Below are 22,094 nucleotides of genomic sequence, written 5' to 3'. Positions count from 1 at the left end.
GTCCGCGGAGCCCTTCGCGCGGTCGAAATACCGCAGTATGCCGCAGCGCGCGCACGTTCCCCTGGAAAATGCCAAAGCGCTCACCGGACGCGTGCACTTTCCGTAGTCTCGGCGTCACGTTCGCGGTACGGCCGTGCATGGGGAGGGGATCCGGCGTGCCCGGAATCGACGAGAGTCTGCTGGAGGCCATGCGTCTGCCCGGTGCGCGGGGCGCGTCCCTGGTCGACTGGATCAGCGGGCTTGCCCTGGGCGCCGTCGGCGAGGCGCCGGGCGGCGACTGGGAGGCGACGGCGGCCGAGACGGCCGAACTGGCCCGGCACGTCGCGGAGAGCGGCTCCCTGTCCGCGGGCGGCGCCCAAGCGGCCGCGGAGCCCGGGAAGGCGCCCGAGGTCGAGGACCTGATCGCGACCACCGCCGACGCCTACCACCTCCTCAGGTTCGTCAGCACCCCCTTCGACAGCACTGTCTTCCTGCACCTGTGGCTCGGCCGGCACGACGGGAACCTCGCCCTGGCCCGCATCCGGCTGGCCGGGATGGCAGAGCGCCTGGTGCTCGGATGACCGGGGCGACGGCCACCTGGACCGCGTACGAGACGACGTCGGCCGCGCTCGGCGCCCTCGCGGCCGAGGGGGCGACCGGCGCCCTGTCGGGCGAGCGCGGCATCGTCTACCTCTCGGCCGGCCGCGTCGTCCACGCCGAGTCGGCCTTCACCCCCGACCTCGGTGCCCTGCTCACCCGGAGCGGCGCCGTCGCGCCGGACGGCTGGTGGGACGCGGTCGACCGGGGCGGGGCCCAGCACCGGGTCGGACACCGGCTGGTGGACAGCGGGCGGCTCGCGGCCGGCGCGCTGGAGGTCTGCCACCTGGGGGCGTTGTTCGACGCCGCGTACTTCGTGCTCGCCCACGACACGCGCGCGCACCGCTTCCGGCCGGGTGCGGCGCACTGGCTGGGCGCGGTGCGGTCCGTGCCGGTGGACGCGGTCGTCCGTGAGTCCGGGCGCCGGCGCGCCCTCCTGGACCGCATCTGGCCGGACTCCGCCGTGGACACCGCGCCGCTGGCCCGGGTGCCGGGCGCGGGCGGGGCCGATCTGCCGGTGCGGCGCGTCCGGACCCTGACGCAGGTCGACGGCGTCCGCACCGCCGCCCAGATCGCCTCGGCGCTCGCCTGCCGGACGTACCACACGCTCGTCGAACTGCGCCGCCTGGCCGCCGCCGGTCTCGTCGCCCCCGCACCGGCACCCGCCCCGCCCCGCACGCGGGCCCCGGATCCGGGCGGCGGCGGATGGCAGGACCCGGACACCGCCCTGCTGCGGCGGCTGCGAGACGCCTTGGAGGCCCTGTGATCCGCGCGCGCCGCCGGCGTGACGAAAGGAGACTGCTCATGGCCGTCGAGAGCGACGTGCTGGAGGAACTGCACCGACTGCGCAACCGCGTACCCCAGCTGACGGGGTCGCTCGCGGCCACCGTGGACGGGCTGGTCCTCGCCCACGACGCGCCGGGCACCGAACCCGAGGGCCTCGCCGCGCTCACCGCCGCCGCGCTCGGCGTCGCGCACCGCATGGCCGACGCCACCGCGCGCGGTGGCTTCCGCGAGCTGCTGCTGCGCGGCGCCGACGGCTACGTCGCCACGTACGCCGCCGGCGGGTCCGTCGTGCTCACCCTGCTTGCCGACGGCCGGGTCAACGTCGGCCGGCTGCATCTGGAGGGCCGGCGCAGCGGTGCGCGGATCGGCGAACTCTTCGCCGCGCGCTCCGGCCCCGACCGCACCGCCTCCGGGACCGGCGAACACGTGCCGACGACCGTCGCGGATCCGGCCGCCCGGCCCATCGGCACCCTGCCGGTGCGCACCCCGCAGCGGCCCGCCCACCAGCCGGCACCCCGGGGCGGCGGACACCGCCGCCCGACCTGACCGGCCCGCACGTCCCGACCGACCCGACCGCCTGACCGACCCGACCGACCGATCGCCTACGGACACATCCGGAAGGAAAAGGAACCCACCATGGCCAACCTGGAGACCTCGCTCAAGGAATGCCTCAGCGCCATCGACGGAGCGACCGCCGCCGCGCTGGTCGACTACACCAGCGGCATGGCCCTCGGCACGCTGGGCGGGACCAAGGACTTCAACCTGGAGGTCGCCGCCGCCGGAAACACCGACGTCGTACGGGCCAAGCTGCGGACGATGGAGCACCTCGGTCTGAACGAGGAGATCGAGGACATACTCATCACCCTGAGCAGCCAGTACCACATGATCCGCCTGCTCAAGAGCCGCGGCGGCAACGGCCTGTTCCTCTACCTGGTGCTCGACTCGAGCCGCGCCAACCTGGCGATGGCCCGCCACCAGCTGCGCCGGATCGAGTCCGAACTGGAGGTCTGAGCGCGCACGTGCGCCCGACCGCCGCGGGCCCGGCGACTCCGGTGACGGGGTCGCCGGGCCCGCGACGGCACGGCCGTACGGCTCAGGCCCCGCTCTCCCGGAGCATGTCCTCGCGCTCGACGTACTTCACGCGCTCGCGGCCGTGCGGCTCGCCCTGCGCCTTCTCCGCGGCGTCCAGCCGGTACCAGCCGTCCCAGGTGGTGAAGCGGACGTTGCGCTCGGCGAGGAACGCGTCCACGGCCTCGGGCGCGGGCGAGCCGGGCGTCCGCAGACGGCCGTTCGCGTAGTCGTCCAGCAGGTTGGACACCGTCTCGTTGGCGTCGCCCTTGGTGTGGCCGATCAGGCCGACCGGGCCGCGCCGGATCCAGCCGGTGACGTATGTCGACTCCAGGTGCTCGCCGGACTCCTGCACGACCCGGCCGCCCACGTCCGGGACGGTGCCCGAGTCGATGTCCCACGGCAGCTTGGGCAGCTGGTCGGAGAGGTAGCCGACGGCCCGGTAGACGGCCTGGACGTCCCAGTCCTTGAACTCGCCGGTGCCCTTCACGTTGCCGGTACCGTCCAGCGCGGTGCGCTCGGTGCGCAGCCCGACGACCCGGCCGTCCTGGCCGAGGATCTCGGCGGGGGACTCGAAGAAGTGCAGGAACAACTTGTGCGGGCGGTCGCCGACGTCGCGGATCGCCCAGTTCTCCAGGGTCTTGGCGACCATGTCGGCCTGCTTGTTGCCGCGCCGGACCGCGATCGAGCCGTCGTCGTAGTCGATGTCCTCGGGGTCGACGATCACCTCGATGTTGGGGGAGTGGTCCAGCTCCCGCAGCTCCATCGGGCTGAACTTCGCCTGCGCCGGGCCGCGGCGGCCGAAGACATGGACCTCCAACGCCTTGTTGGCCTTCAGGCCCTCGTAGACGTTCGGCGGGATCTCGGTCGGCAGCAGCTCGTCGGCGGTCTTGGCGAGGACGCGCGCGATGTCCAGGGCGACGTTGCCGACGCCGAGGACGGCGACCTTCTCCGCCTCCAGCGGCCAGGTGCGCGGGAAGTCGGGGTGGCCGTCGTACCAGGCGACGAAGTCGGCCGCGCCGTAGGAGCCGTCCAGCTCGGCGCCGGGGACCGAGAGGTCGCGGTCCGCCGTCGCGCCCGTGGCGAAGATCACACCGTCGTAGAAGGTGCGGAGGTCGTCCAGGCTGATGTCGGTCGGGTAGTTCACGTTGCCGAAGAGACGGATCTGCGGCTTGTCGAGCACCTGGTGCAGGGCCGTGATGATGCCCTTGATGCGCGGGTGGTCGGGCGCGACGCCGTAACGGATGAGTCCGAACGGGGCGGGCATGCGCTCGAAGATGTCGATGGATACACCGGGCTCGGCGGCCACGTCGGACTTCAGCAGGGCGTCGGCGGCGTAGATCCCGGCGGGGCCGGATCCGACGATGGCCACCCGCAGAGGGCGGGGCATGGTGGGGTTCCCTTCGAGCGGTAACAGATCGACTCTCGGCGAAGCCTAAGCTAAGGCAAGCCTAAGTCGGTACGCGGGTCCGATCTATGAGGCCATAAGGGCGGCTTATGGGAGGGCATGTCCCCGGCTTATGGGCCTCTTCGGGCCGCCCGCTGGCCTCTCCGTACCGCTCGCTCATCTCTTCCCACCCTACGGGTCTTCGCGCGCCGCCTCGTGTGCCGGTGCGGTGCCGGTCGCGCCCCGGAGGGTTTGAACCCCCGGTCCCGGGTGACGCAGGCGTGAGGCGCGGCGACCGCGTTCCGCGCCGTCCCACGAGGGGAGAGCGCGTGCAGCGTCCGGACGACGGTACGGACCCCAACCGGTGGCGAGCCCTGTGGGTGACCCTCGTCGCGGGCTTCATGACCCTGCTGGACGTGACGATCGTGGCCGTCGCCCTGCCGTCCATGCAACACGAGCTGCACGCCTCGGCGGCGGCCGTGCAGTGGGTCGTGTCCGGGTACGCCCTCGCGTTCGCCCTGTCCCTGGTGACCGCCGGCCGGATCGGCGACGCCTTCGGCAGGCGCCGCGTCTTCCTGGCCGCCCTGGCCGCCTTCGTGCTCTTCAGCGCCGCGGCGGGCGCCGCACCGGGGATCGGGCTGCTGATCGTCGCCCGGCTCGCCCAGGGGGTGGCCGCGGGCTGCCTCGCCCCGCAGAACTCGGCGCTGATCCAGCAGCTGTTCCGGGGCGCGGAACGCGGGCGGGCGTTCGGGCTCTTCGGGGCCACCGTGGGCGTGTCCAGCGCCGTGGGCCCGGTCGTCGGCGGCCTGATCCTGGCCCTGGCCGGGCCCGCCGGCTGGCGGTGGATCTTCTACGTGAACGTGCCGGTCGGCGCGGTCGCGCTGCTGCTCGGCCTCCGGCTGCTGCCCCGGGTCGAGCCAGGCGGGCGGGGGCGGCTCGACCCGGTGGGGGTGGGGCTCCTCGGCTGCGGGATCCTCGCCCTGATGCTGCCGCTGGTGCTCGCCGAGGGCGGCGGGCTGACCAGGACCTGGTGGCTGTTCCCGGTCGGGGCCGTGGTGCTCGGCGCCTTCGCGCGCTGGGAGCGCCGGATCGCCCGCCGGGGCGGGGAGCCCCTCCTGGACCCCCGGCTGCTGACCGAGACCCGCGGCTACGCCACCGGCGCGGGACTCGCCGCCCTGTACTTCGTCGGGTTCAGCGGGGTGTGGCTCGTCTTCGCGCTGTTCTTCCAGAACGGGCTGGGCTACTCGCCCCTGATGTCCGGCCTGGCGGTGACCCCGTTCGCCGTGGGGTCGGCCGTCGCCGCTGCCGTGGCGGGCCGCTTGGTCGAGCGGCTGGGACGGCTGCTGACGGTCTGCGGGCTCGTCGCGGTCATGGCGGGCCTCGGCACGACCGCCGTGCTGCTCTGGCTCGCGCCCGCCGACCGCGCCGCCTGGCTCGCCGCCCCGGCCCTGCTGCTCGGCGGCCTCGGCAGCGGCTGCGTGATCTCGCCGAACATCACCATGACGCTGCGCGAGGTCCCGGTGCGGATGGCCGGGGCGGCCGGTGGCGCCCTGCAGACGGGGCAGCGCCTGGGCGGTGCCGTGGGCACCGCCGCGCTGCCCGGCCTCTTCTACCTCACCCTGAACGAGACCCACGAGGACTACCAGGACGCCGTGGCCCTCTCGGTGGGGTGCGGTGTCGCCGCGATGCTGTGCGCGCTGACCGTCGCGGTCCGCGACTGGCGCCGGGACCGGCCCGGGAAAGAGGGCGACGAGGGCTGTCCGCCGGAGACCTCCCACAGCCACACCCACGCGGGCCAGAACTGACGCGCCCGGCCGGAGCCGATCAGCGGCGCTTGCCGAACTTCCGCAGCATCTGCTGCGCCTGGGCGCGCCGGCGCGGGTCCGAGGCGGCGCGGCGCACCTGGTCGGCCGCCCGCCGCCCCTGCGGGCTCCGCGCGAACTGCTTGATCCGGTCCAGTACTCCGGCCATGACGTTCCTCCGAGTCGACGACACACCTGCTTCGCCGTCCTCCTACCCCGCGCTCCCCCGGCCACCCCCGGCGCGATCCGCGTGTTTGAGGGCGCCGGGAACGGCGACCCGCAGGGGCAGTACATCGCAAGCCAACGCCGAGAGGTGAAAACAGTGGCCGACAACCAGAAGTCCAGGGCCAAGACGGAGCAGGCCAAGGGGAAGGCCAAGGAAGTGCTCGGACGGGCCGTCGGCAACGAGCGGATGACGGCCGAGGGCCGTGCCGAGCAGTCCAAGGGCGACGTCCGGCAGGCCAAGGAGAAGGGCAAGGACGCGTTCCGGCGCTGACTCGGCACGCACCCCGCAGCGTACGGGCCGCGGAATCCGGCACACGGCCGGTTCCGCGGCCCGCGCCGTGCCCGGCGGGCCCCGGCGAGGGGGCGGTGGTTCCGTTCGGTCGGCGGCTCAGCCGATGTGGTAGCTGTCCCCGTAGACCTGCCAGTCCAGCGGCGGTTCGAGGTCCAGGTTGCCCGCGCGCAGGAAGACGCGCTGGGCCGTGTCGACCCGGCTGGTGTCGCTGTGCGCCTCCTCCTGCTTCATGGCCCACACCCGCTCGTCGAGGAAGGCGTCCAGGTAGGCCACCTCGTCGCCGCCCTGGGCCGGCGGCCGGGCCCGGCCCAGGGCCCGCGCGCGGATGCTGCCGAAGCCGAGGGCGTCGCCGCCGTTGCCGTGCATGACGATCGCGTCGTAGTACGCGAACTGCCCCAGCGTGCGCAGCCCGTCCGCCCGGCCCTGTTCCACGGCCGGGTCGAAGTAGACGCGGTCCCGCTCGTCGTCCTGCGCGCGGCGGAACTCCGGGTCCTCCGCGGCCCGGCGCCAGTCGTCCGGGAAACCGGGATCGAGCCCCTCGTGCGAGTCGGTGCCGTCCACCGCGCGCAGCGCCGGCAGATAGCCCGCCAGCGCGTTGCCGGGACTGCGGTCGGCGTACAGCTGCACCAGGTCGAGCATGTCCCCGGTGCCGGAGCAGAAGCCGATGATGCCCGCGGTGTAGCCGCGGCCGTCGCCGATGTCCTCGATGTAGCCGTACTGCGCCTTCCAGTCGAGCGAGGAGTTCTCCGCGCTCGACACCAGTTGCATGGCGATCTCCTTCTTCGCCGGGTCGTCGAGTCCCGCCGCCCGCGCGGGCGCCGCCGCGGCCCGCGAGGGGGTGAACAGGGGTACTGCCGCCAGGGACGCGCATGCCATGGCGAGCACGGTACGGCGCGAGGTGCCTTCCGGGCGCGCCGGGTCGGTGTGGGGGTGCCTCACGGAATCTCCAGACGGGTGTGGGGGGTGGGGGGAGTGCCGGGCACTGACAGGAAAGTTTCCTACCAGAAAAACGGCGCACTGGGCACCCGTCGGGACCGGAATCGGTACGGACCGGGGCCACCGCCCGGGTCCGTCAGGGCATCGGCTGCTCGGCCCAGATGATCTTGCCGCCCGGCGTGTAGCGGGTGCCCCAGCGCTCGGCGAGCTGCGCGACGAGGAACAGGCCGCGTCCGCCCTCGTCGGTCATGGCCGCGTACCGCAGGTGCGGGGAGGTGCTGCTGCTGTCGAACACCTCGCAGATCAGGCTGCGGTCGAGGAGCACCCGGACGTGGACCGTTTCGCCGCCGTACCGGATCGCGTTGGTGACCAGCTCGCTCAGGATCAGCTCGGTGGTGAACGCCAGCTCGTCCAGGCCCCACTCCGCCAGCCGTTCGGTGACCTGGGAGCGCACCTCGCCGACCGCCGCCGGATCGTTCGGCACCTCCCAGTCGGCGACCCGGCCGGGTCCGAGCATGCGGGTGCGAGCGACGAGCAGCGCGATGTCGTCGCCCGGCCGGTCCGGCAGCCGGGCGTCCAGGACGGTGCGGCAGGTCTCCTCGGGTGTCTCGCCGGCCGTCTCCAGCGCCCGGCGCAGCTGTTCGAGACCGACGTCGATGTCGTGCTGCCGGTCCTCGACAAGCCCGTCGGTGTAGAGGACCAGCCGGCTGCCCTCCGCCAGCTCCAGCTCGGTCGTCTCGAACGGGAGGCCGCCCAGGCCCAGCGGCGGACCGGCCGGCACCTCGGGGAACTCCACACCGCCGTCGGGCCGGATCAGTGCCGGCGGCGGATGGCCCGCGCGGGCGACGGCACAGGTGCCGGACGCCGGGTCGTAGATCGCGTACAGACAGGTCGCGCCGGTCACCGGGGCGGTGCCGTCGTCGGTCGGCTCGTCCTGGTCGATGCGGCCGACCAGCTCGTCGAGCAGACCGAGCAGTTCGTCGGGCGGCAGGTCCAGGGCGGTGAAGTTGTGCACCGCCGTCCGCAGCCGCCCCATGGTGGCCGCGGCGTGCAGCCCGTGCCCGACGACGTCCCCGACCACGAGCGCGACCCGCGCCCCGGACAGCGGCAGTACGTCGAACCAGTCCCCGCCGACCCCGGCCTGCGCGGGCAGGTACCGGTAGGCGACGTCCAGGGCGTTCTGGTCGGGCATCCGGCGGGGCAGCAGGCTGCGCTGGAGGGTCACCGCCATGCTGTGCTCGCGGGTGTAGCGGCGGGCGTTGTCGATGGAGATCGCGGCCCGCGCGACCAGCTCCTCGGCGAGGGCCAGCTCGTCCTCGTCGAACGCGTCCGGCTGCCGGGAACGCCAGAAGCAGACCACCCCGAGCACCAGGGCGCCGGCCCGCAGCGGCACGGCGACCAGCGAGTGGACGCCGTACTCCACCACCTGCGCGGAGCGCTCCAGGTCCTGCGCCTGCCAGCCGGGCGCGTCGGCGAGGCGCGGCGTCAGCTGGGGACGCGCGGTCTCAAGGGCCCGGCCCTGCGGCGAGGAGGACACGAAGCGGATCTGCCGGCCGACCGGATAGAGCGGCACGTCCTCGCTGATGCCGCCGAGCGCGCAGCGGCGCAGCGGCGTCGCCTCCTGCGGCTGGCCGCCCGCCAGCACGGCGTCGAACAGGTCCACGCTGACGTAGTCCGCGAACCGCGGCACGGCCAGCTCCGCCAGCTCCTCGGCGGTGCGCGTCACGTCCAGGCTGGTCCCGATGCCCACACCGGCGGAGTAGAGCATGTCCAGCCGTTCCCGGGCGGTCTCGGCCCGCCCGGACAGGGCCCGCAGCTCCGTGGAGTCGCGCAGCGTGGCCACACTGCCCGCCGGGCCGCCCCGTACGTCCGTCGGCCGCTGGTTGACGGCCAGCAGCCGGTCCTTGACCAGGTGCACCTCGTCGGTCGCCACGCGTCCGGAGGCCAGCAGCTCGGCCGTGTCGTCCGGCAGGCCGAGCCCGGTGACGGGCCGGCCCTCGGCGTCGGCGGGCAGGTCGAGCAGGCGCTGCGCCTCGTCGTTGGCGAGGAGGAGGCGGCCGTCCGGACCCGTGATGAGCACGCCCTCGCGGACGCTGTGCAGAACCGCGTCGTGGTGTTCGTACATCCGGGTCATCTCGTGCGGACCCAGGCCGTGCGTCTGCCGCAGCAGCCGCCGGGCCACGAGCGCCGTCCCCGCCGTCGCCAGCGCGAGGCCGACGCCCGCCACGATCAGCACCAGTGGCAGCTGCCGCTCCGCGGCGCCGCCCACGTTCTCGGTGGTGATGCCGGCCGACACCAGGCCGACGACCGTGCCGTCGGGCGCCTTCACCGGGACGATCGCCTGCACCAGCTGGCCGATCGTCCCGTCGACCTCCTCGGTCACCGTCTTCCCGGCCAGCGCCGGGCCGATGTTCCCGACGAACTGCCTGCCGATGCGGTCGGGCTTGGGGTGGGTGTAGCGGACGCCGCGGGTGTCGGTGACGACCACGAAGTCCACGCCGGTGGCCTCGCGCGCCGCCTCGGCCCGGGGCTGGAGCACCGCCGAGGGGTCGGAGCCGCGCAGCGCCTCCACGATGCCGGGGGAGTCGGCGAACGTCGCGGCCACGGCGACGGACCGGTTGCGGGCCTCGACCGTGCTGTCGTGCCGTACCTGGAGCACCAGCGCGACGGCCGCGGCCACCACCAGCAGCAGCACGATGACCACGTTCATGACGAAGACCTGGCCGGCCACGCTGCGGCCGGACAGCGCCCAGCGCAGGGCCGAGGCGTGCCGCACCGCCCCCGCTCCCCGTCGCGGCCGGTCCGCGTCCCGGGGGTGCCGGGCGTGCGAGCCGCTGGGGCGACGGGGTGACCGCTCTCCCGATCGACCCATCAGTCGGACCATGTGCCCATGTCTACACTGCCGGGCCACCGGAGGCGAGGGGCACCCCCCGTACCGCGGCGGTGTGCCGGAGCCCGGCCGGACACCGTGCTCACCTGGAACGTCCGGGCCCCGGACGGCGGGTGGCGAGCAGCAGGGCGATGTCGTCGCGGCGGTCCGCGGTGTGCCGGGCGCTCACGACGAGACGGTCCGCCACCCCCGCCAGTGCACGGCTGCCGGGACGCGGGGCGGGTGAGCCGGCCCCGCCCAGCGCCCGCCGCAGGGCGGTGATGCCCTCGTCGATGTCGGTGCCCGGCCGTTCCACCAGCCCGTCCGTGTAGAGGGCGAGGACGGCGCCGGGCTCCACCAGGAACTCGGTCAGCGGGTAGGCCGCGCGGGGGTCCACACCGAGCACCACCCCGCCGGGCAGGTCCAGCGTCTCGGTGCGCCCGTCCGGGTGGCGCAGGAGCGGCGGCGGGTGACCGGCCCGGGCCGCGCGGGCCCGTCCGGTGGCCGGGTCGAGCCGGATGTAGCAGCAGCTGGCGAACAGGCCCGGGTCCAGGTCGGCCAGCAGGTGGTTGACGCCGCCCATGACCTCGTCGGGCGGCCGGTCGCCGAGGGCGAAGGCCCGTACGGCGCTGCGCAGTTGCCCCATCGTCGCCGCCGCCTGCACGCCGTGCCCCTGGACGTCGCCGATGACCAGGGCCATGCCGTCCCCGGAGACGACCACGTCGTACCAGTCGCCCCCCACCTCCATGCCCTGCGTCCCCGGCAGATAGCGCCCCGCCGTCTCCAGCAGGGGGTGGGCGGGCAGTCGCCGGGGCAGCAGCACGCCCTGGAGCCCCCGGGCGAGCGCGGTCTCGGACTCGTAGCGGCGGGCCTTCTCCATCGCGTGGGCGATCAGACCGGCGAGTGCGGTGAGCACCGAGCGCTCCTCGGCGCTGAAGCCGCGGGCGCGGTCGAAGCCGAGGATGCAGGAGCCGACCGGCCGCCCGGAGGCGATCAGCGGCAGGAAGGCGCGGGCACCCTCCGCGGCGTCGAGCGCCATCTCCGGGTAGGCGGCGGCCAGGTCGTGCATCGAGTCGAAGAAGAGCGGCCGGCCGCTGGTCAGCGCCTCGACGCCGGGCAGCCGGGCGTCGAGCGGGACGTCCTTGAAGGGTGCGAGGAACCCGGGCGGGAAGCCCGTCTCCCACGCCAGGTGCATGTGCCGGTCCTGCAGCAGGTACAGGGCGAGCCGGCGGCCTCCGAAAGCCGACTGCAACTCCCGGAAGACCACGGCCGACACCTGGTGCGCGGTGACCGCCTCGGTCAGGGCCACGGCCAGGACGATGGGCCGGTACCTCGGCGCGGTCGAGACGATCGGCGGCCCCGGCTCGCCCGCCCCCGACTCCTCCTCCGGCGCCCCGTGTTCGGGTGTGAGCCCGGCGGAGGCGTCGGCCACCCGGTTGGCCGGGCGGAGGGTGCCCGTCAGGAAGTCCGGGCCGGGATAAAGGGAGGTGGCCAGCCAGTCGCCCTCGAAGGGCCGCGGGACCGTGCGGGGGCCGGCGTCCGGCGGGCGCCGGACATGGAAGCGGACCGGTTCGGGGGAGAGCAGGGCGCCGCGCAGGTGGTCCCCGTAGGCGGGCTGGTCGAGCCAGGGCACGGCCTCCCACAGGGTGTGGCCGAGCAGCTCCGCCCGGGGCCGGCCCAGCAGCTCGGCGGCGCGCGGATTGGCGTACACCAGCGTGCCCAGCCGGTCCAGGCAGAAGACGCCCTCGGGCAGCAGGTCGGCCGCGGCGTCGGCCACGGCGGTGGACTCGCGCACGGCGCCCCGCACCGGGCCGCCGGCGGGCGGCGCGCCCCGCGGCTGCCACAGCTCCACCAGACGCGGCGCCCCGTCCGCCGACCGCACGTGCAGCGGCAGGTGGGGCGGCCGGCCCGCGGCCGTCTCGCGCAGCGCCGCCGCGATCCGGTGGCCGTCGCCGGGGGCCAGTACGGCGGTGAGTGCCGGGAGCGGGACGGCGGGGCCCACCGCAGGACCGAGCAGGGCGCGCAGCGGCTCGTCGAGGGTGACGGAGTCCGTCTCCGGGTCCCACGCGAAGCTTCCGACGCGCTGCGGGGGCCGGCCGGAGGCGGGCGGCCGGACGCACAGCGGCTCGCTCTCCCAGGCGACCGCCGGCTCCTCCCGGCCGGCCTCCAGCCGGTCCAGAGCGGTGCCCAGCTCCTGCGCGATCCCCGCCATCCGGTCGGCGCCCTCCAGCAGTTCGGCCGTGTCCGCGGCGGCCGGGCGCAGCACGGTCAGCACCCCGTAGGTGTGCTCCGCCCCGGCGACGGGCACGTACAGGGACCCGAACGGGAAGGGGAGGCCCGCCGCGAACTGCGGGTAACGGCGCATGGTCTCGGCGGCGTCCGGCAGCAGCACGCGCACCCCGCGCCGGAAGGCGTCGGCGACCGGGAACCGGCTGTCGCGGTGCAGGCGCCACCAGGGCCGGAACAGCGGTCCCGGCAGTCCGGAGAGGACGGCCAGCCGCAGCAGTCCGGGCGTGCGGGACCGCAGGTACACGCCGCCCACCCGGCCGTCCGCCGCGCCGATCGCCCGGGCGCAGGCGTCGGTCAGCAGGGCCGTCAGCCGTCCGGGCGTCCGGCCCTCGTCCTCGGCGCCTGCACTCATCCGGTTCCACCTCGTCCGTGCGCCCGCGCGTGCGACACAGCAAGAATGCGTCCTTTCGCCCGGATGCGCGCACGCGGTCGGTCCCAACGGGTGAGCGCGGGCGGCGTCGAGCCGGCGGACGTGAGTCCGCGACCTGCTCCGCGGTCTGCTCCGTGGCCTGCTCCGTGGCCTGCTCCGCGGCCTGCGGAATCACCGTCGACGCTTTCGGCTACCGGCAGACCCTCCGGCGCTTCGCGGACCTCGGTGCGCCGACGCGCGGATCACGGAACCCGGCGTCGACGGCTCCGGCGACTACGCCGCGGAGTCCGAATCGGCTCGGATCTCACCGGCCCGGCGAGCGTCGCCCGCGGCCGGAAAACGGCGCGTCCGGCGGAAGTTGGGGCAAACGGATCGGAGCGACCCCGCCGATGCGTAAGGTGAGGGGCCGGAACCTCCGGACCCCTTGGCCCCGACCGGACGGTGAGGCTCTGTATGACTCCGGCGCACGGACCCGATGCCGCGGGCGCCTCCGCCGTGTCCACGGCGGTGGAGTTCAGGGGCGGATCGGCGATGATCCCGGCCTCACGGGACGTGGTGCACGGTTTCGTCGCACGGCTCGCCGCGACGGGCGTCGAGCCGGCCGACTCCTTCCTGGACGCGGCCCGGCTGGTCACCAGCGAACTGGTGACGAACGCGCTGCGGCACGCTCCGGGCCCCTGCAGGCTGCGGCTGACCCTGGTCGACGACCGGGTGGAGATCGCCGTTTCGGACACGGGGGACGGCTTCCCCACCTTCCTGCCCCGCGACCCGCAGCGGGTCGGCCGGCACGGTCTGGAGATCGTGACGCGCCTGTGCGACGAGGTCGTCACGAGGCCGCACGCGAAGGGGAAGACGGTATGCGCGCGCCTGCCGCTGAGGTGACTGCTCAGACGGACAGGGCCTGTTCGACGCTCGGGTAGCAGGCGATCAGCGCGTCGACGCCCACGAGCCGCAGCACCCGCTCGACGGCGTCCCGCGGTGCGGCCAGCCGGAACCACACGTCGCGCGCCTCGGCCTCCCGGTGCGCGGTGATGAGCACGTTGATGCCGCTGGAGTCCAGGAAGCCGACCTCGCGGAAGTCCACCACCGTGCCCGGTGCCGACCGCACCGAGGACAGCAGGACGTCACGGAGGTGGCGGCTGCCGTCGAGATCGACCTCTCCGGCGAGGACGACGACGCAGACGCCGTCACCCGTGGTGGTACGGGTGATCAGCAGCCGCTCCGGAACCGCCGCTCCCTCGATCTCCGCCACGCTGTCCTCACTTCTCGCACATGCCCGGGCCTCGGTGGTGGCTTGATGTTAAGGCTCCACCCGCCCGCCGCGGACCACTTGTGCGCAGCCCGCGCGGACCGCTCGCGCAGACCGCTCGCGCAGACCGCTCGCGCAGACCGGGCCCGGCCGGCCGGGTGCTCGGATCGGGCTCGACGCGCGCGACGGCGCTCCGCTGACTACCGTCGAGGTGTGGTGGCACACACATTCGAGGAGCTCGTGCACAAACGCCGCGCGGCAGACCTGGCACAGCACCGGGTCGAGGAGCTGCGCGACTCGTACGGGCCGCCCACGCAGCACCGGTGGACCCCGCGGCAGTCGCACACCTACGAGACCGCCGTACGGGCCTGGCGCGACCTGGACCGGGACGCGCGGACCGCGATGACGGACTACGTCAAGGAGGGAGGCCAGTCCCGCCACAAGATCGAGGCAAGCGTCCGCAAGGCGGTGCGGGACGGCGGCCGGGACGCCTGAACCGCCCCGGCCCGCCGCACCGCTCCCCGCCGCGCGGAACCCGTCTCTCAGCTCAGCTCAGCGGTGCCGCGGCCTCGCCGACGAGGTCGCGCACCGCCTCCACGGCCGCGGCCCGGTCCTCGGGCACCAGGCCGATGCGGGTGCGCCGGTCGAGGAGGTCCGACGCGTCGAGTGCGCCCTCGTGGCGCAGCGCCCACAGCAGTTCGGCCCCGGTGACGGGGTGGTCCGGCAGCACCCGCTCGGCCAGCCGGGGGTCCTCTGCGGCGAGCGCCCGGACCTCGGGCGCCTCGGTCCCGTAGCGCCGCACCAGCCGGCCGGGGGCGCGCACCCGGGCCAGGGCGGCCGGTGCGGCGGCGCCGACCAGGGGCAGGGCGGCCGTGGGGGAGGGTCCCGCGGACAGGCGCCGGGCGGCCACGGCGGCGTCCACCGCGTCCTCCGCCATGCGACGGTACGTGGTGAGCTTGCCGCCGACCACGGTGATCACCCCCTCGGACGAGGTGAGCACGGCGTGCCGCCGTGAGACGTCCGCTGTGCGGGGACCGGCACCGGGGCGGTTCGGCGAGGCGGTGTCGAGCAGCGGGCGCAGGCCCGCGAAGGCGCCCACCACGTCCTCGCGGCGCACGGGCACGTCCAGTACCGAGCCGAGCACGTCGAGCAGGAAGCCGATGTCGGTCTCCGGCGCCCGGGGGACGTCCGGGACCTCTCCCTCGACCGGTTCGTCCGTCAGACCCACGTACACGCGGCCGTCGCCCTGGGGCAGGACCAGGACGAAACGGTTGGTCTCGCCGGGGATCGGCACGTGCAGGCCCGCCGGGAGCGGGCCCAGGTCCTCGGAGCGCAGGACGAGGTGGGTGCCGCGGGAGGGGCGGATGCGGATGCCGTCCACGAGGTCGCCGGCCCACACGCCGGAGGCGTTGACCACCGCGCGGGCCCGGATCACGCCCTCCTCGCCGGTGGTCTCGTCGCGGACCCGGGCGCCGGACGCCGTCAGCTCCAGCGCCCTGACCCGCGTCAGGATGCGGGCCCCGCGGGCGGCGGCCGTCCGCGCCAGCGCGGTCACCAGCCGGGCGTCGTCGGTGAGCCGGCCGTCCCAGGAGAGCAGTCCGCCGCGCAGCCGCTCGGAGCGCAGCGCGGGGGCGAGGTGGCGGGTCTCGACGGCGGACAGCCGGCGCGGAGCGGGCAGCGTGGCCCGGGCGGTGCGCGCCGCGAGCCGCAGGGCGTCGCCGGCCCGGAAACCGGCCCAGGCCAGCGCCGCCTGGCTCCGGGAGACCAGGGGCGTCAGGGGCAGTACGAAGGGCTGGGCGCTGACCAGGTGCGGCGCCGTCCGCTCCATCAGCACCCCGCGCTCCACGGCGCTCTCGTGGGCCACGTCGAGCTGGGCGGAGGCGAGGTAGCGCAGGCCGCCGTGGACGAGCTTGGAACTCCAGCGGGAGGTGCCGAAGGCCAGGTCGTGGGCGTCCACGGCGACGACACTCAGGCCGCGCGCCGCGGCGTCCAGGGCGGCGCCTGCGCCGGTCGCGCCGAGACCGACGACCAGGACGTCCACCTCGGGTCCGCCGACGGTGCCGGTCAGTTCGCGGGCGCGCCGCTCGGCGGACAGGGACGCCCCGGCGGGGCTGGGGGCGGTGCTCATGGGGCGAGGATCCTCTCCAGGATGGTGCGCAGCTCCGCGAGGAGGGCGGCGGAGGTCAGCTCGGCGTCGTCCTCGTCGGTCATGGTCCGCAGCGACAGGGCGTGGGACTGGACGACCAGCAGCAGGGACCGTGCCTGCCGCTGCGGGTGGGCCCGGCGCACCGACCCGTCGGCGTGGCCCTCGCGCAGCGCGTCGGCCAGCAGGTCGAGCAGCGCCTCCTGGCTCGCGCCGCGCCGGTCGAGGACATAGGGCAGGAGCAGCTCGGGGTCGACATCGACGATCTTGCGGAAGAGCGGGTGGGCGCGGAACGCCTCGACCCCGGCGACCATGCCGTCGACGATGCGCGGGCGCGTGCCGGCACCCGGCCGGGCCTCCGGCACGGCGCCGGTCGCCACCGCGATCCACTCCCTGGTCATCAGGTCGCCGACCAGGGACCGCACGTCCGGCCAGCGTCGGTACAGCGTCATCCGGGAGACACCCGCGCGGCGGGCGACGTCGGTCATCGTCGTACGGCGGACTCCGACGGCCAGCACGCAGTCGCGCACGGCGTCGAGCACCGTGTCGTTGTCCGAGGAGGCCGGCCGGCTCGAGTGGTTGTGACGGTTGGGCGTCATGTGTAACAGTGTAACGCCCCGTGGGGCGGTGCGGACGGCACGCCTCGAAAACGACCGTGAGGACGACAGGCCATGGACATGCTGTGGAACGGCTGGGGCGACCCGGCCCGGGCGACGCCGCTGCCCGACACGGTGACCGGACTGCTTCGCGAGATGCTCGGCGTCGAGCCCCGCGACCGGGCCCTGCCGTTGGAGGAGATCGACGTCCCCGAGTCCCCGCTGGGCGAAGCGGCCCGCCGGGCCCTGGAGTCGGCGGTCGGCGACCGGCCGGAGCACGTGCGCACGGACGCCGGGACCCGCATCCGGCACACCCGCGGCAAGTCCACCCCCGACCTGCTGCGGATGCGGACCGGCGACACCGCCGACGCCCCGGCCGCGGTCGTCCTGCCGGACGGCCACGACGAGGTCCTGGCCGTGCTGGACGCCTGCGCCGAGCACGGGCTGTCCGTCGTCCCCTTCGGCGGCGGCACCTCCGTGGTCGGGGGCCTCGCCCCGCAGCTGCGCGGTGCCTTCGTCGCCCTCGACCTGCGGCGCATGAACCGCCTGCTCGAACTCGACGAGATCTCCCGCACCGCCCGCCTGCAGCCCGGCCTGCGCGCCCCCGAGGCCGAGGCCCTGCTCGCCGAGCGCGGCTACACCCTCGGCCACTTCCCCCAGTCCTACGAGTGGGCCACCATCGGCGGCTTCGCCGCGACCCGCTCCAGCGGCCAGGCCTCCGCCGGGCACGGCCGCTTCGACGAGATGGTCCTCGGCCTGACCCTCGCTACCCCCGGCGGCACCCTCGTCACCGGCAGCGCCCCGCGCTCGGCGGCCGGTCCCGACCTGCGCCAGCTCGTCCTCGGCTCGGAGGGCGCCTTCGGCGTCATCACGTCGGTCACCGTCCGCGTGCGGCCCGTGCCCCGGGTCCGGCGCTACGAGGGCTGGCGCTTCGCCTCCTTCGACGAGGGAGCCGCCGCCCTGCGCCGGCTCGCCCAGGACGGACCGCTCCCCACGGTGCTGCGGCTCTCCGACGAGACCGAGACCCTCATCGGGCTCGCCCAGCCCGACGCCGTCGGCGCCTCCCTGGACCGGCAGGACGCCGGCTGCCTGGCCGTCGTCGGCTTCGAGGGCACCGAGGAGGACACCGCGCACCGCCGCGAGGGCGCCGCCGCGGTGCTGGGCGCGCTCGGCGGCACCTTCGCCGGCGAGGAGCCGGGGGAGCGCTGGGCCCACGGCCGGTACTCGGCGCCGTACCTGCGCGACTCCCTGCTCGACGCGGGCGCGCTCGCCGAGACCCTGGAGACCGCGACGTACTGGTCCCGCCTCCCCGCCCTCTACTCGGCCGTCCGGGACGCGCTCACCGCCACCCTCACCGAGGCAGGCACTCCGCCGCTGGTCATGTGCCACATCTCGCACGTCTACGAGAACGGCGCCTCCCTCTACTTCACCGTCGTCTCCGCCCAGGGCGACGACGCCGTGACGCACTGGGCCCGCGCCAAGCACGCCGCGAGCGAGGCGATCCTCGCCGCGGGCGGCACCATCACCCACCACCACGGCGTCGGCACCGACCACCGCGACTGGTACGTCCGGGAGGCCGGCCCCCTCGGAGTCCAGGCGCTGCGCGCCGTCAAGCGGAGCCTGGACCCCGCCGGACTGCTCAGCCCCGGCGTCCTGCTGCCGGCCGACTGACCCGCCGACCCGTGCGCAGCCACCCCGTGAGACAACAGTCCGGTACCACCCGCCAGCCCGGAGGCACACCGATGCGACAGTTCACCGCAGTCGTCAACCCCACCGCGGGCGGCGCCACCTCGGCCGCCGCACTGCTCGGGGTGGCCCGGCTGCTGCGGGAGGCGGGAGCCGGGCTGGAGACCGAGTACAGCCACAGCCTCGCGCACGCCCGCGAACTGGCCCGGCGGGCGGGGGAGCGGGGCCGGGTGGTGCTCGCCGTCGGCGGCGACGGCATGGCGGGCGGCATCGGCGGCGCCCTCAGCGGCACCGGGGCCGTCCTCGGACTGGTCCCGGCCGGGCGCGGCAACGACTTCGCCCGCGCCCTGAAGCTGCCCACCGAACCGGCGGCGCTGGCCCGCGTGCTGCTGGACGGCGAGGCCCGGCCCGTCGACACGATCGAGGTCACCTCGGCCGTCCACGACCGCACCGTCGTGCTCGGCAGCGTCTACGCCGGTGTCGACGCGCTCGCCAACCGGCATGCCAACACCACGCGCCTGCTGCGGGGTTCCGCCTCCTACTACGCGGGGGCCGTGCGGGCCGTCGCGGGCTGGCGCACGACGCGCTACCGCGTCACGGTCGACGGCACGGAGCACGCCTTCACCGGCTACACGGCGGTGGCCGCCAACTCCGGCTACTACGGCTTCAACCGCCTCATCGCCCCCTCCGCCCGCGTGGACGACGGCCTGCTGGACGTGGTGATGGTCCACCGGGCGCCGCGACGGCTGTTCTTCGCGCTGATGAACGAACTCCCCACCGGCGCCCACGTCGACCGGCCGCAGGTCCACGTCCTGCGCGGACGGGAGGTCCGCATCGAGTCGGACCGGGCGATACCCTTCGGCGCCGACGGAGAGGTCGAGGCCGCCGTCCCCGTGACCGCGAAGGTACTGCCCGGCGCGCTGCGCGTCCTGTGCTGAACACCCCGCAGCGGCACCCCGGACCGGCACACCCGGCAACCGCCCCCCGGCCGACACCTCCGGACACACCCGACGGGCACCCCGGCCGACACCTCCGGATGCACACGCGCGTGGGCCGGCCGCCGGTCCGGCGGCCGGCCCACGGGCCGTAGGGGGTGCCGTACGGGTCAGCCCCGGGGCGTGGTGAAGCGTTCCCACACCCGGTGCGAGCCCATCAGCTGCGTGACCTGTTCGAGCGCCGCGGTGCCCGACTCGGCGACGACCACGCCCGCGGAGCCGGCGGGCACGCCGGACGCCTCCAGCGCGGTCTCCCCTCCCGCCCAGACGCCGATCGCCTTGCCGTGCCGGAACGCCTCCGACACCAGCAGACTCACCCGCGGGTCGATCGTCGCCTGCCCCGCGGGCGCCGGTCCTGCCTTGTAGTCCCGCGGCGTGTAGGCGTCCCCGCCCATGTCGGGGGCGCCCGCCAGCAGCACGGCGTCGAACTCCACGGAGCGCGCGGTGACATAGCTGCGCTGGACGGTCAGCGCGGCGTCGCCCGAGCCGAGGGTGCCGCCGGTGGGCGCCACGACCAGCGGCACCATGCCGGCGTTCAGCACGGCCTCCCGCACCGCCCCCACGCCCTCCAGATCCGCCCCGCCGGTCACGATGCCGACGACCCTGCCGTCCAGCGGCCAGGTACCGCCCACCTGGGACAGCGCCGGGCTGGGCTCGACGTCGGCCAGCGGCACGGTCGGTGCCGGGGCGGGCAGGCCGAGGCCCTCGGCGACGCCCGCGCACAGCTCGGGGTCGATGTTGGCCAGCACCTGGAGCGTGCGCTCCCTGATCGCCTGCTCGTAGCACTTGGCCAGCTCGAACGTGTAGGCGCCGATGATGTGTTCGCGCTCCACCGGGCTCATGCTCAGCCAGAACCGGCGCGGCTGGCTGAAGTGGTCCGCGAACGACTCCGGTGCCTCACGGACCTTGCGTCCCTCGGGCACCCGTACCGGCGCCTCGACGAACGCGCTCATGTCCGCGCCCGCCGTGAACGGGCAGCCGCCGTCCAGCGAGTTGGGCCGGTACGGCGCCACACCCCGGTGCACGGCCGTCTGGTGCATGCCGTCGCGCAGCATGTCGTTGACCGGCGCCTGCGGCCGGTTGATCGGCAGCTGCGGGAAGTTGGGACCGCCGAGCCGCGTCAGCTGCGTGTCCAGGTACGAGAACAGCCGCCCCGCCAGCAGCGGGTCGTCGGTGACGTCGATGCCGGGCACGAGGTGGCCGACGTGGAAGGCGATCTGCTCGGTCTCGGCGAAGTAGTTGGACGGGTTGCGGTCGAGGGTCAGCAGGCCGACCGGCTGCACCGGCGCCAGCTCCTCGGGCACGAGGTTGGTCGGGTCCAGCAGGTCGATGCCCTCGAAAGTCTGCTCCGGGTTGTCGGGGAAGGTCTGGATGCCCAGCTCCCACTGCGGGTACGCGCCCGCCTCGATGGCGTCGGCCAGGTCCCGGCGGTGGAAGTCCGGGTCGACGCCGTTGGTGAGCTGTGCCTCGTCCCAGACCAGGGAGTGCACGCCCAGCTTGGGCTTCCAGTGGAACTTCACCAGCGTCGTCGCGCCCTCGGCGTTCACCAGCCGGAAGGTGTGGACGCCGAAGCCCTCCATCATCCGGTACGAGCGCGGGATGCCGCGGTCGCCCATGAAGAAGATGGTGTGGTGCGTCGCCTCGGTGTGCAGCGACACGAAGTCCCAGAAGGTGTCGTGCGCGCTCTGGGCCTGCGGGATCTCCCGGTCCGGGTGCGGCTTCGCGGCGTGCACCACGTCCGGGAACTTGATGGCGTCCTGGATGAAGAAGACCGGGATGTTGTTGCCGACCAGGTCGAAGACGCCCTCGCTGGTGTAGAACTTCGTGGCGAAGCCGCGGGTGTCCCGCACGGTGTCCGAGGAGCCCCGCGAGCCCACCACCGTGGAGAACCGCGTGAACACCGGCGTCTCCACGTCCGCGGCCAGGAACCCCGCCTTGGTCACCGACGCCGCCGTGCCGTAGCTCTGGAACACGCCGTGCGCGCCCGCGCCCCGGGCGTGCACCACGCGCTCCGGGATGCGCTCGTGGTCGAAGTGCATGACCTTCTCGCGCAGATGGTGGTCCTGCAGCAGTACCGGGCCGCGCGGCCCGGCCTTCAGCGAGTGGTCGGTGTCGTACAGCCGGGTGCCCTGAGCATCCGTCAGGTAGGCGCCGGACTGCGCCACCCGCGCCTGGTCGGCGCCCGTGGGCTGGCCGGTCGGCGACACGGTGTCCGGGCCGCTCTGGTCCGGCTTCGGCGGCAGCGGCTCGCGGGGCTCGGTGGGTTCGGCGACGGGAGGCGACTCGGGGGAGGGCCTGCCGGGGATCCCGTCCGGCGGTCCGCCGCCCTCGCCCTGCAGGCTCTCGGCGACCTTGTGAGCCGCTCGCTTGAGGGGGTTGGCCTCACTCATCGGCCATTCTCCGTTCTGGGCGGTCCGTTTGCACACGCCCGGTCGTTTCGGTGTACCGACTGCGGTGGTGGGCCGAGACCGCGTACCCGGCGTGCGGAAGTCAAGGCATGGGAGCGGGGGACGGATCGGCCGGCCCGGGCTCAGGTGACGGTCTGCCCGTCGTGGACACCGCCCCGGCACACCTGTGTGAAGGAGTCCGGGTCCGCCACGTCGGCCGAGAACACGACCGGCCCGCCGCCGCGCAGGCACGCGTCGGCCGTGACGTCGCGCGGAGCGTGGGGAGCGAGCGGAGCGCGCGGGGAGTACGGGACATGCGCCGCGGCGGCCGGCGCCGCGGCGGCGCACAGGACCGACACGGCCAGGGCCGCGCCCGCGTCCCAGGACGACTCGCGCATGACGGGATACTCCTTCTCACCGGTGTCCGTACCAGCGTCA

At 74.7% G+C, this 22,094-nt stretch carries 20 protein-coding genes; 10 read left to right on the top strand and 10 right to left on the bottom strand.

The window, feature by feature from the left end; all coding sequences use genetic code 11:
* The first annotated feature begins 155 nt into the window (after positions 1 to 155).
* From IG94_RS0105230 to IG94_RS0105215, 4 genes are all read left to right on the top strand, one after another.
* The gene (locus IG94_RS0105230) at positions 156 to 560 is read left to right on the top strand and encodes a hypothetical protein (protein WP_031031730.1); all 405 of its coding nucleotides are present in this window, start codon (positions 156 to 158) and stop codon (positions 558 to 560) included.
* Positions 557 to 1,342, top strand: a complete 786-nt coding sequence (locus IG94_RS0105225; protein WP_031031728.1) for a hypothetical protein — start codon at positions 557 to 559, stop codon at positions 1,340 to 1,342. The genes IG94_RS0105230 and IG94_RS0105225 overlap by 4 nt, the downstream gene beginning before the upstream one ends.
* A gap of 38 nt (positions 1,343 to 1,380) precedes the next feature.
* Positions 1,381 to 1,908, top strand: a complete 528-nt coding sequence (locus IG94_RS0105220) for a roadblock/LC7 domain-containing protein (protein ID WP_031031725.1) — start codon at positions 1,381 to 1,383, stop codon at positions 1,906 to 1,908.
* Between the two features lie 90 nt (positions 1,909 to 1,998).
* Positions 1,999 to 2,373: a roadblock/LC7 domain-containing protein gene (locus IG94_RS0105215; RefSeq protein ID WP_031031722.1), complete on the top strand. Its 375-nt coding sequence runs from the start codon at positions 1,999 to 2,001 to the stop codon at positions 2,371 to 2,373.
* A gap of 82 nt (positions 2,374 to 2,455) precedes the next feature.
* Here the strand turns inward: IG94_RS0105215 and IG94_RS0105210 are convergent, their stop codons facing one another.
* Positions 2,456 to 3,820 (bottom strand): FAD-dependent oxidoreductase, encoded by a 1,365-nt coding sequence (locus IG94_RS0105210; protein WP_031031720.1) that lies wholly within the window; start codon positions 3,818 to 3,820, stop codon positions 2,456 to 2,458.
* Positions 3,821 to 4,146: 326 nt separating this feature from the next.
* Between IG94_RS0105210 and IG94_RS0105205 the strand changes: the two genes are divergently transcribed.
* Positions 4,147 to 5,622: an MFS transporter gene (locus IG94_RS0105205; RefSeq protein WP_031031718.1), complete on the top strand. Its 1,476-nt coding sequence runs from the start codon at positions 4,147 to 4,149 to the stop codon at positions 5,620 to 5,622.
* Between the two features lie 19 nt (positions 5,623 to 5,641).
* Here IG94_RS0105205 and IG94_RS41505 read toward each other — a convergent pair whose 3' ends face one another.
* Positions 5,642 to 5,788: a hypothetical protein gene (locus IG94_RS41505; RefSeq protein ID WP_164711433.1), complete on the bottom strand. Its 147-nt coding sequence runs from the start codon at positions 5,786 to 5,788 to the stop codon at positions 5,642 to 5,644.
* A 153-nt stretch (positions 5,789 to 5,941) separates the two neighbouring features.
* Between IG94_RS41505 and IG94_RS40200 the strand changes: the two genes are divergently transcribed.
* A complete protein-coding gene (locus IG94_RS40200) occupies positions 5,942 to 6,115 on the top strand; it encodes a CsbD family protein (protein ID WP_070389931.1) in 174 nt (57 codons plus the stop codon).
* A 117-nt stretch (positions 6,116 to 6,232) separates the two neighbouring features.
* On the opposite strand, the gene IG94_RS0105190 is transcribed toward IG94_RS40200, so the two are convergent.
* From IG94_RS0105190 to IG94_RS0105180, 3 genes are all read right to left on the bottom strand, one after another.
* Positions 6,233 to 7,075, bottom strand: coding sequence for a chitosanase (locus IG94_RS0105190; RefSeq protein WP_031031716.1), 843 nt, complete (start codon positions 7,073 to 7,075; stop codon positions 6,233 to 6,235).
* Positions 7,076 to 7,208: 133 nt separating this feature from the next.
* Complete coding sequence (locus IG94_RS0105185) at positions 7,209 to 9,956, bottom strand: SpoIIE family protein phosphatase (protein WP_211269652.1); 2,748 nt, start codon at positions 9,954 to 9,956, stop codon at positions 7,209 to 7,211.
* A gap of 88 nt (positions 9,957 to 10,044) precedes the next feature.
* Positions 10,045 to 12,582 carry a SpoIIE family protein phosphatase gene (locus tag IG94_RS0105180; RefSeq protein ID WP_031031713.1) on the bottom strand — a complete coding sequence of 846 codons (2,538 nt, stop codon included), beginning with the start codon at positions 12,580 to 12,582 and terminating at the stop codon, positions 10,045 to 10,047.
* A gap of 471 nt (positions 12,583 to 13,053) precedes the next feature.
* Between IG94_RS0105180 and IG94_RS0105175 the strand changes: the two genes are divergently transcribed.
* Entirely contained in the window at positions 13,054 to 13,482 is a 429-nt protein-coding gene (locus IG94_RS0105175) for an ATP-binding protein (RefSeq protein ID WP_031031710.1), read from the top strand.
* 4 nt (positions 13,483 to 13,486) lie between these two features.
* Here IG94_RS0105175 and IG94_RS0105170 read toward each other — a convergent pair whose 3' ends face one another.
* A complete protein-coding gene (locus tag IG94_RS0105170; protein WP_031031709.1) occupies positions 13,487 to 13,852 on the bottom strand; it encodes an STAS domain-containing protein in 366 nt (121 codons plus the stop codon).
* Positions 13,853 to 14,065: 213 nt separating this feature from the next.
* On the opposite strand from IG94_RS0105170, the gene IG94_RS0105165 reads away from it, so the two are divergent.
* Positions 14,066 to 14,344, top strand: a complete 279-nt coding sequence (locus IG94_RS0105165) for a hypothetical protein (RefSeq protein WP_031031707.1) — start codon at positions 14,066 to 14,068, stop codon at positions 14,342 to 14,344.
* Positions 14,345 to 14,396: 52 nt separating this feature from the next.
* Here IG94_RS0105165 and IG94_RS0105160 read toward each other — a convergent pair whose 3' ends face one another.
* Positions 14,397 to 15,977 (bottom strand): glycerol-3-phosphate dehydrogenase/oxidase, encoded by a 1,581-nt coding sequence (locus IG94_RS0105160; protein WP_031031703.1) that lies wholly within the window; start codon positions 15,975 to 15,977, stop codon positions 14,397 to 14,399.
* Entirely contained in the window at positions 15,974 to 16,591 is a 618-nt protein-coding gene (locus IG94_RS0105155; protein ID WP_031031699.1) for a TetR/AcrR family transcriptional regulator, read from the bottom strand. Before IG94_RS0105155 ends, IG94_RS0105160 begins: the two co-directional genes overlap by 4 nt.
* Before the next feature lie 72 nt (positions 16,592 to 16,663).
* On the opposite strand from IG94_RS0105155, the gene IG94_RS0105150 reads away from it, so the two are divergent.
* Together IG94_RS0105150 and IG94_RS0105145 are read left to right on the top strand one after the other, a co-directional pair.
* The gene (locus IG94_RS0105150; RefSeq protein WP_031031696.1) at positions 16,664 to 18,259 is read left to right on the top strand and encodes an FAD-binding oxidoreductase; all 1,596 of its coding nucleotides are present in this window, start codon (positions 16,664 to 16,666) and stop codon (positions 18,257 to 18,259) included.
* A 71-nt stretch (positions 18,260 to 18,330) separates the two neighbouring features.
* The gene (locus IG94_RS0105145; RefSeq protein ID WP_031031694.1) at positions 18,331 to 19,212 is read left to right on the top strand and encodes a diacylglycerol kinase family protein; all 882 of its coding nucleotides are present in this window, start codon (positions 18,331 to 18,333) and stop codon (positions 19,210 to 19,212) included.
* Between the two features lie 167 nt (positions 19,213 to 19,379).
* Here the strand turns inward: IG94_RS0105145 and catB are convergent, their stop codons facing one another.
* Together catB and IG94_RS0105135 are read right to left on the bottom strand one after the other, a co-directional pair.
* Positions 19,380 to 21,659, bottom strand: coding sequence for a catalase CatB (gene catB, locus IG94_RS0105140; RefSeq protein ID WP_031031691.1), 2,280 nt, complete (start codon positions 21,657 to 21,659; stop codon positions 19,380 to 19,382).
* A gap of 140 nt (positions 21,660 to 21,799) precedes the next feature.
* The gene (locus IG94_RS0105135) at positions 21,800 to 22,054 is read right to left on the bottom strand and encodes a hypothetical protein (RefSeq protein ID WP_031031688.1); all 255 of its coding nucleotides are present in this window, start codon (positions 22,052 to 22,054) and stop codon (positions 21,800 to 21,802) included.
* Between the last annotated feature and the right edge of the window lie 40 nt (positions 22,055 to 22,094).

It is taken from the genome of Streptomyces olivaceus (genome assembly GCF_000721235.1).
Taxonomy (GTDB): Bacteria; Actinomycetota; Actinomycetes; order Streptomycetales; family Streptomycetaceae; genus Streptomyces; species Streptomyces olivaceus.
This window is presented reverse-complemented; position numbering and strand designations above follow the sequence as displayed.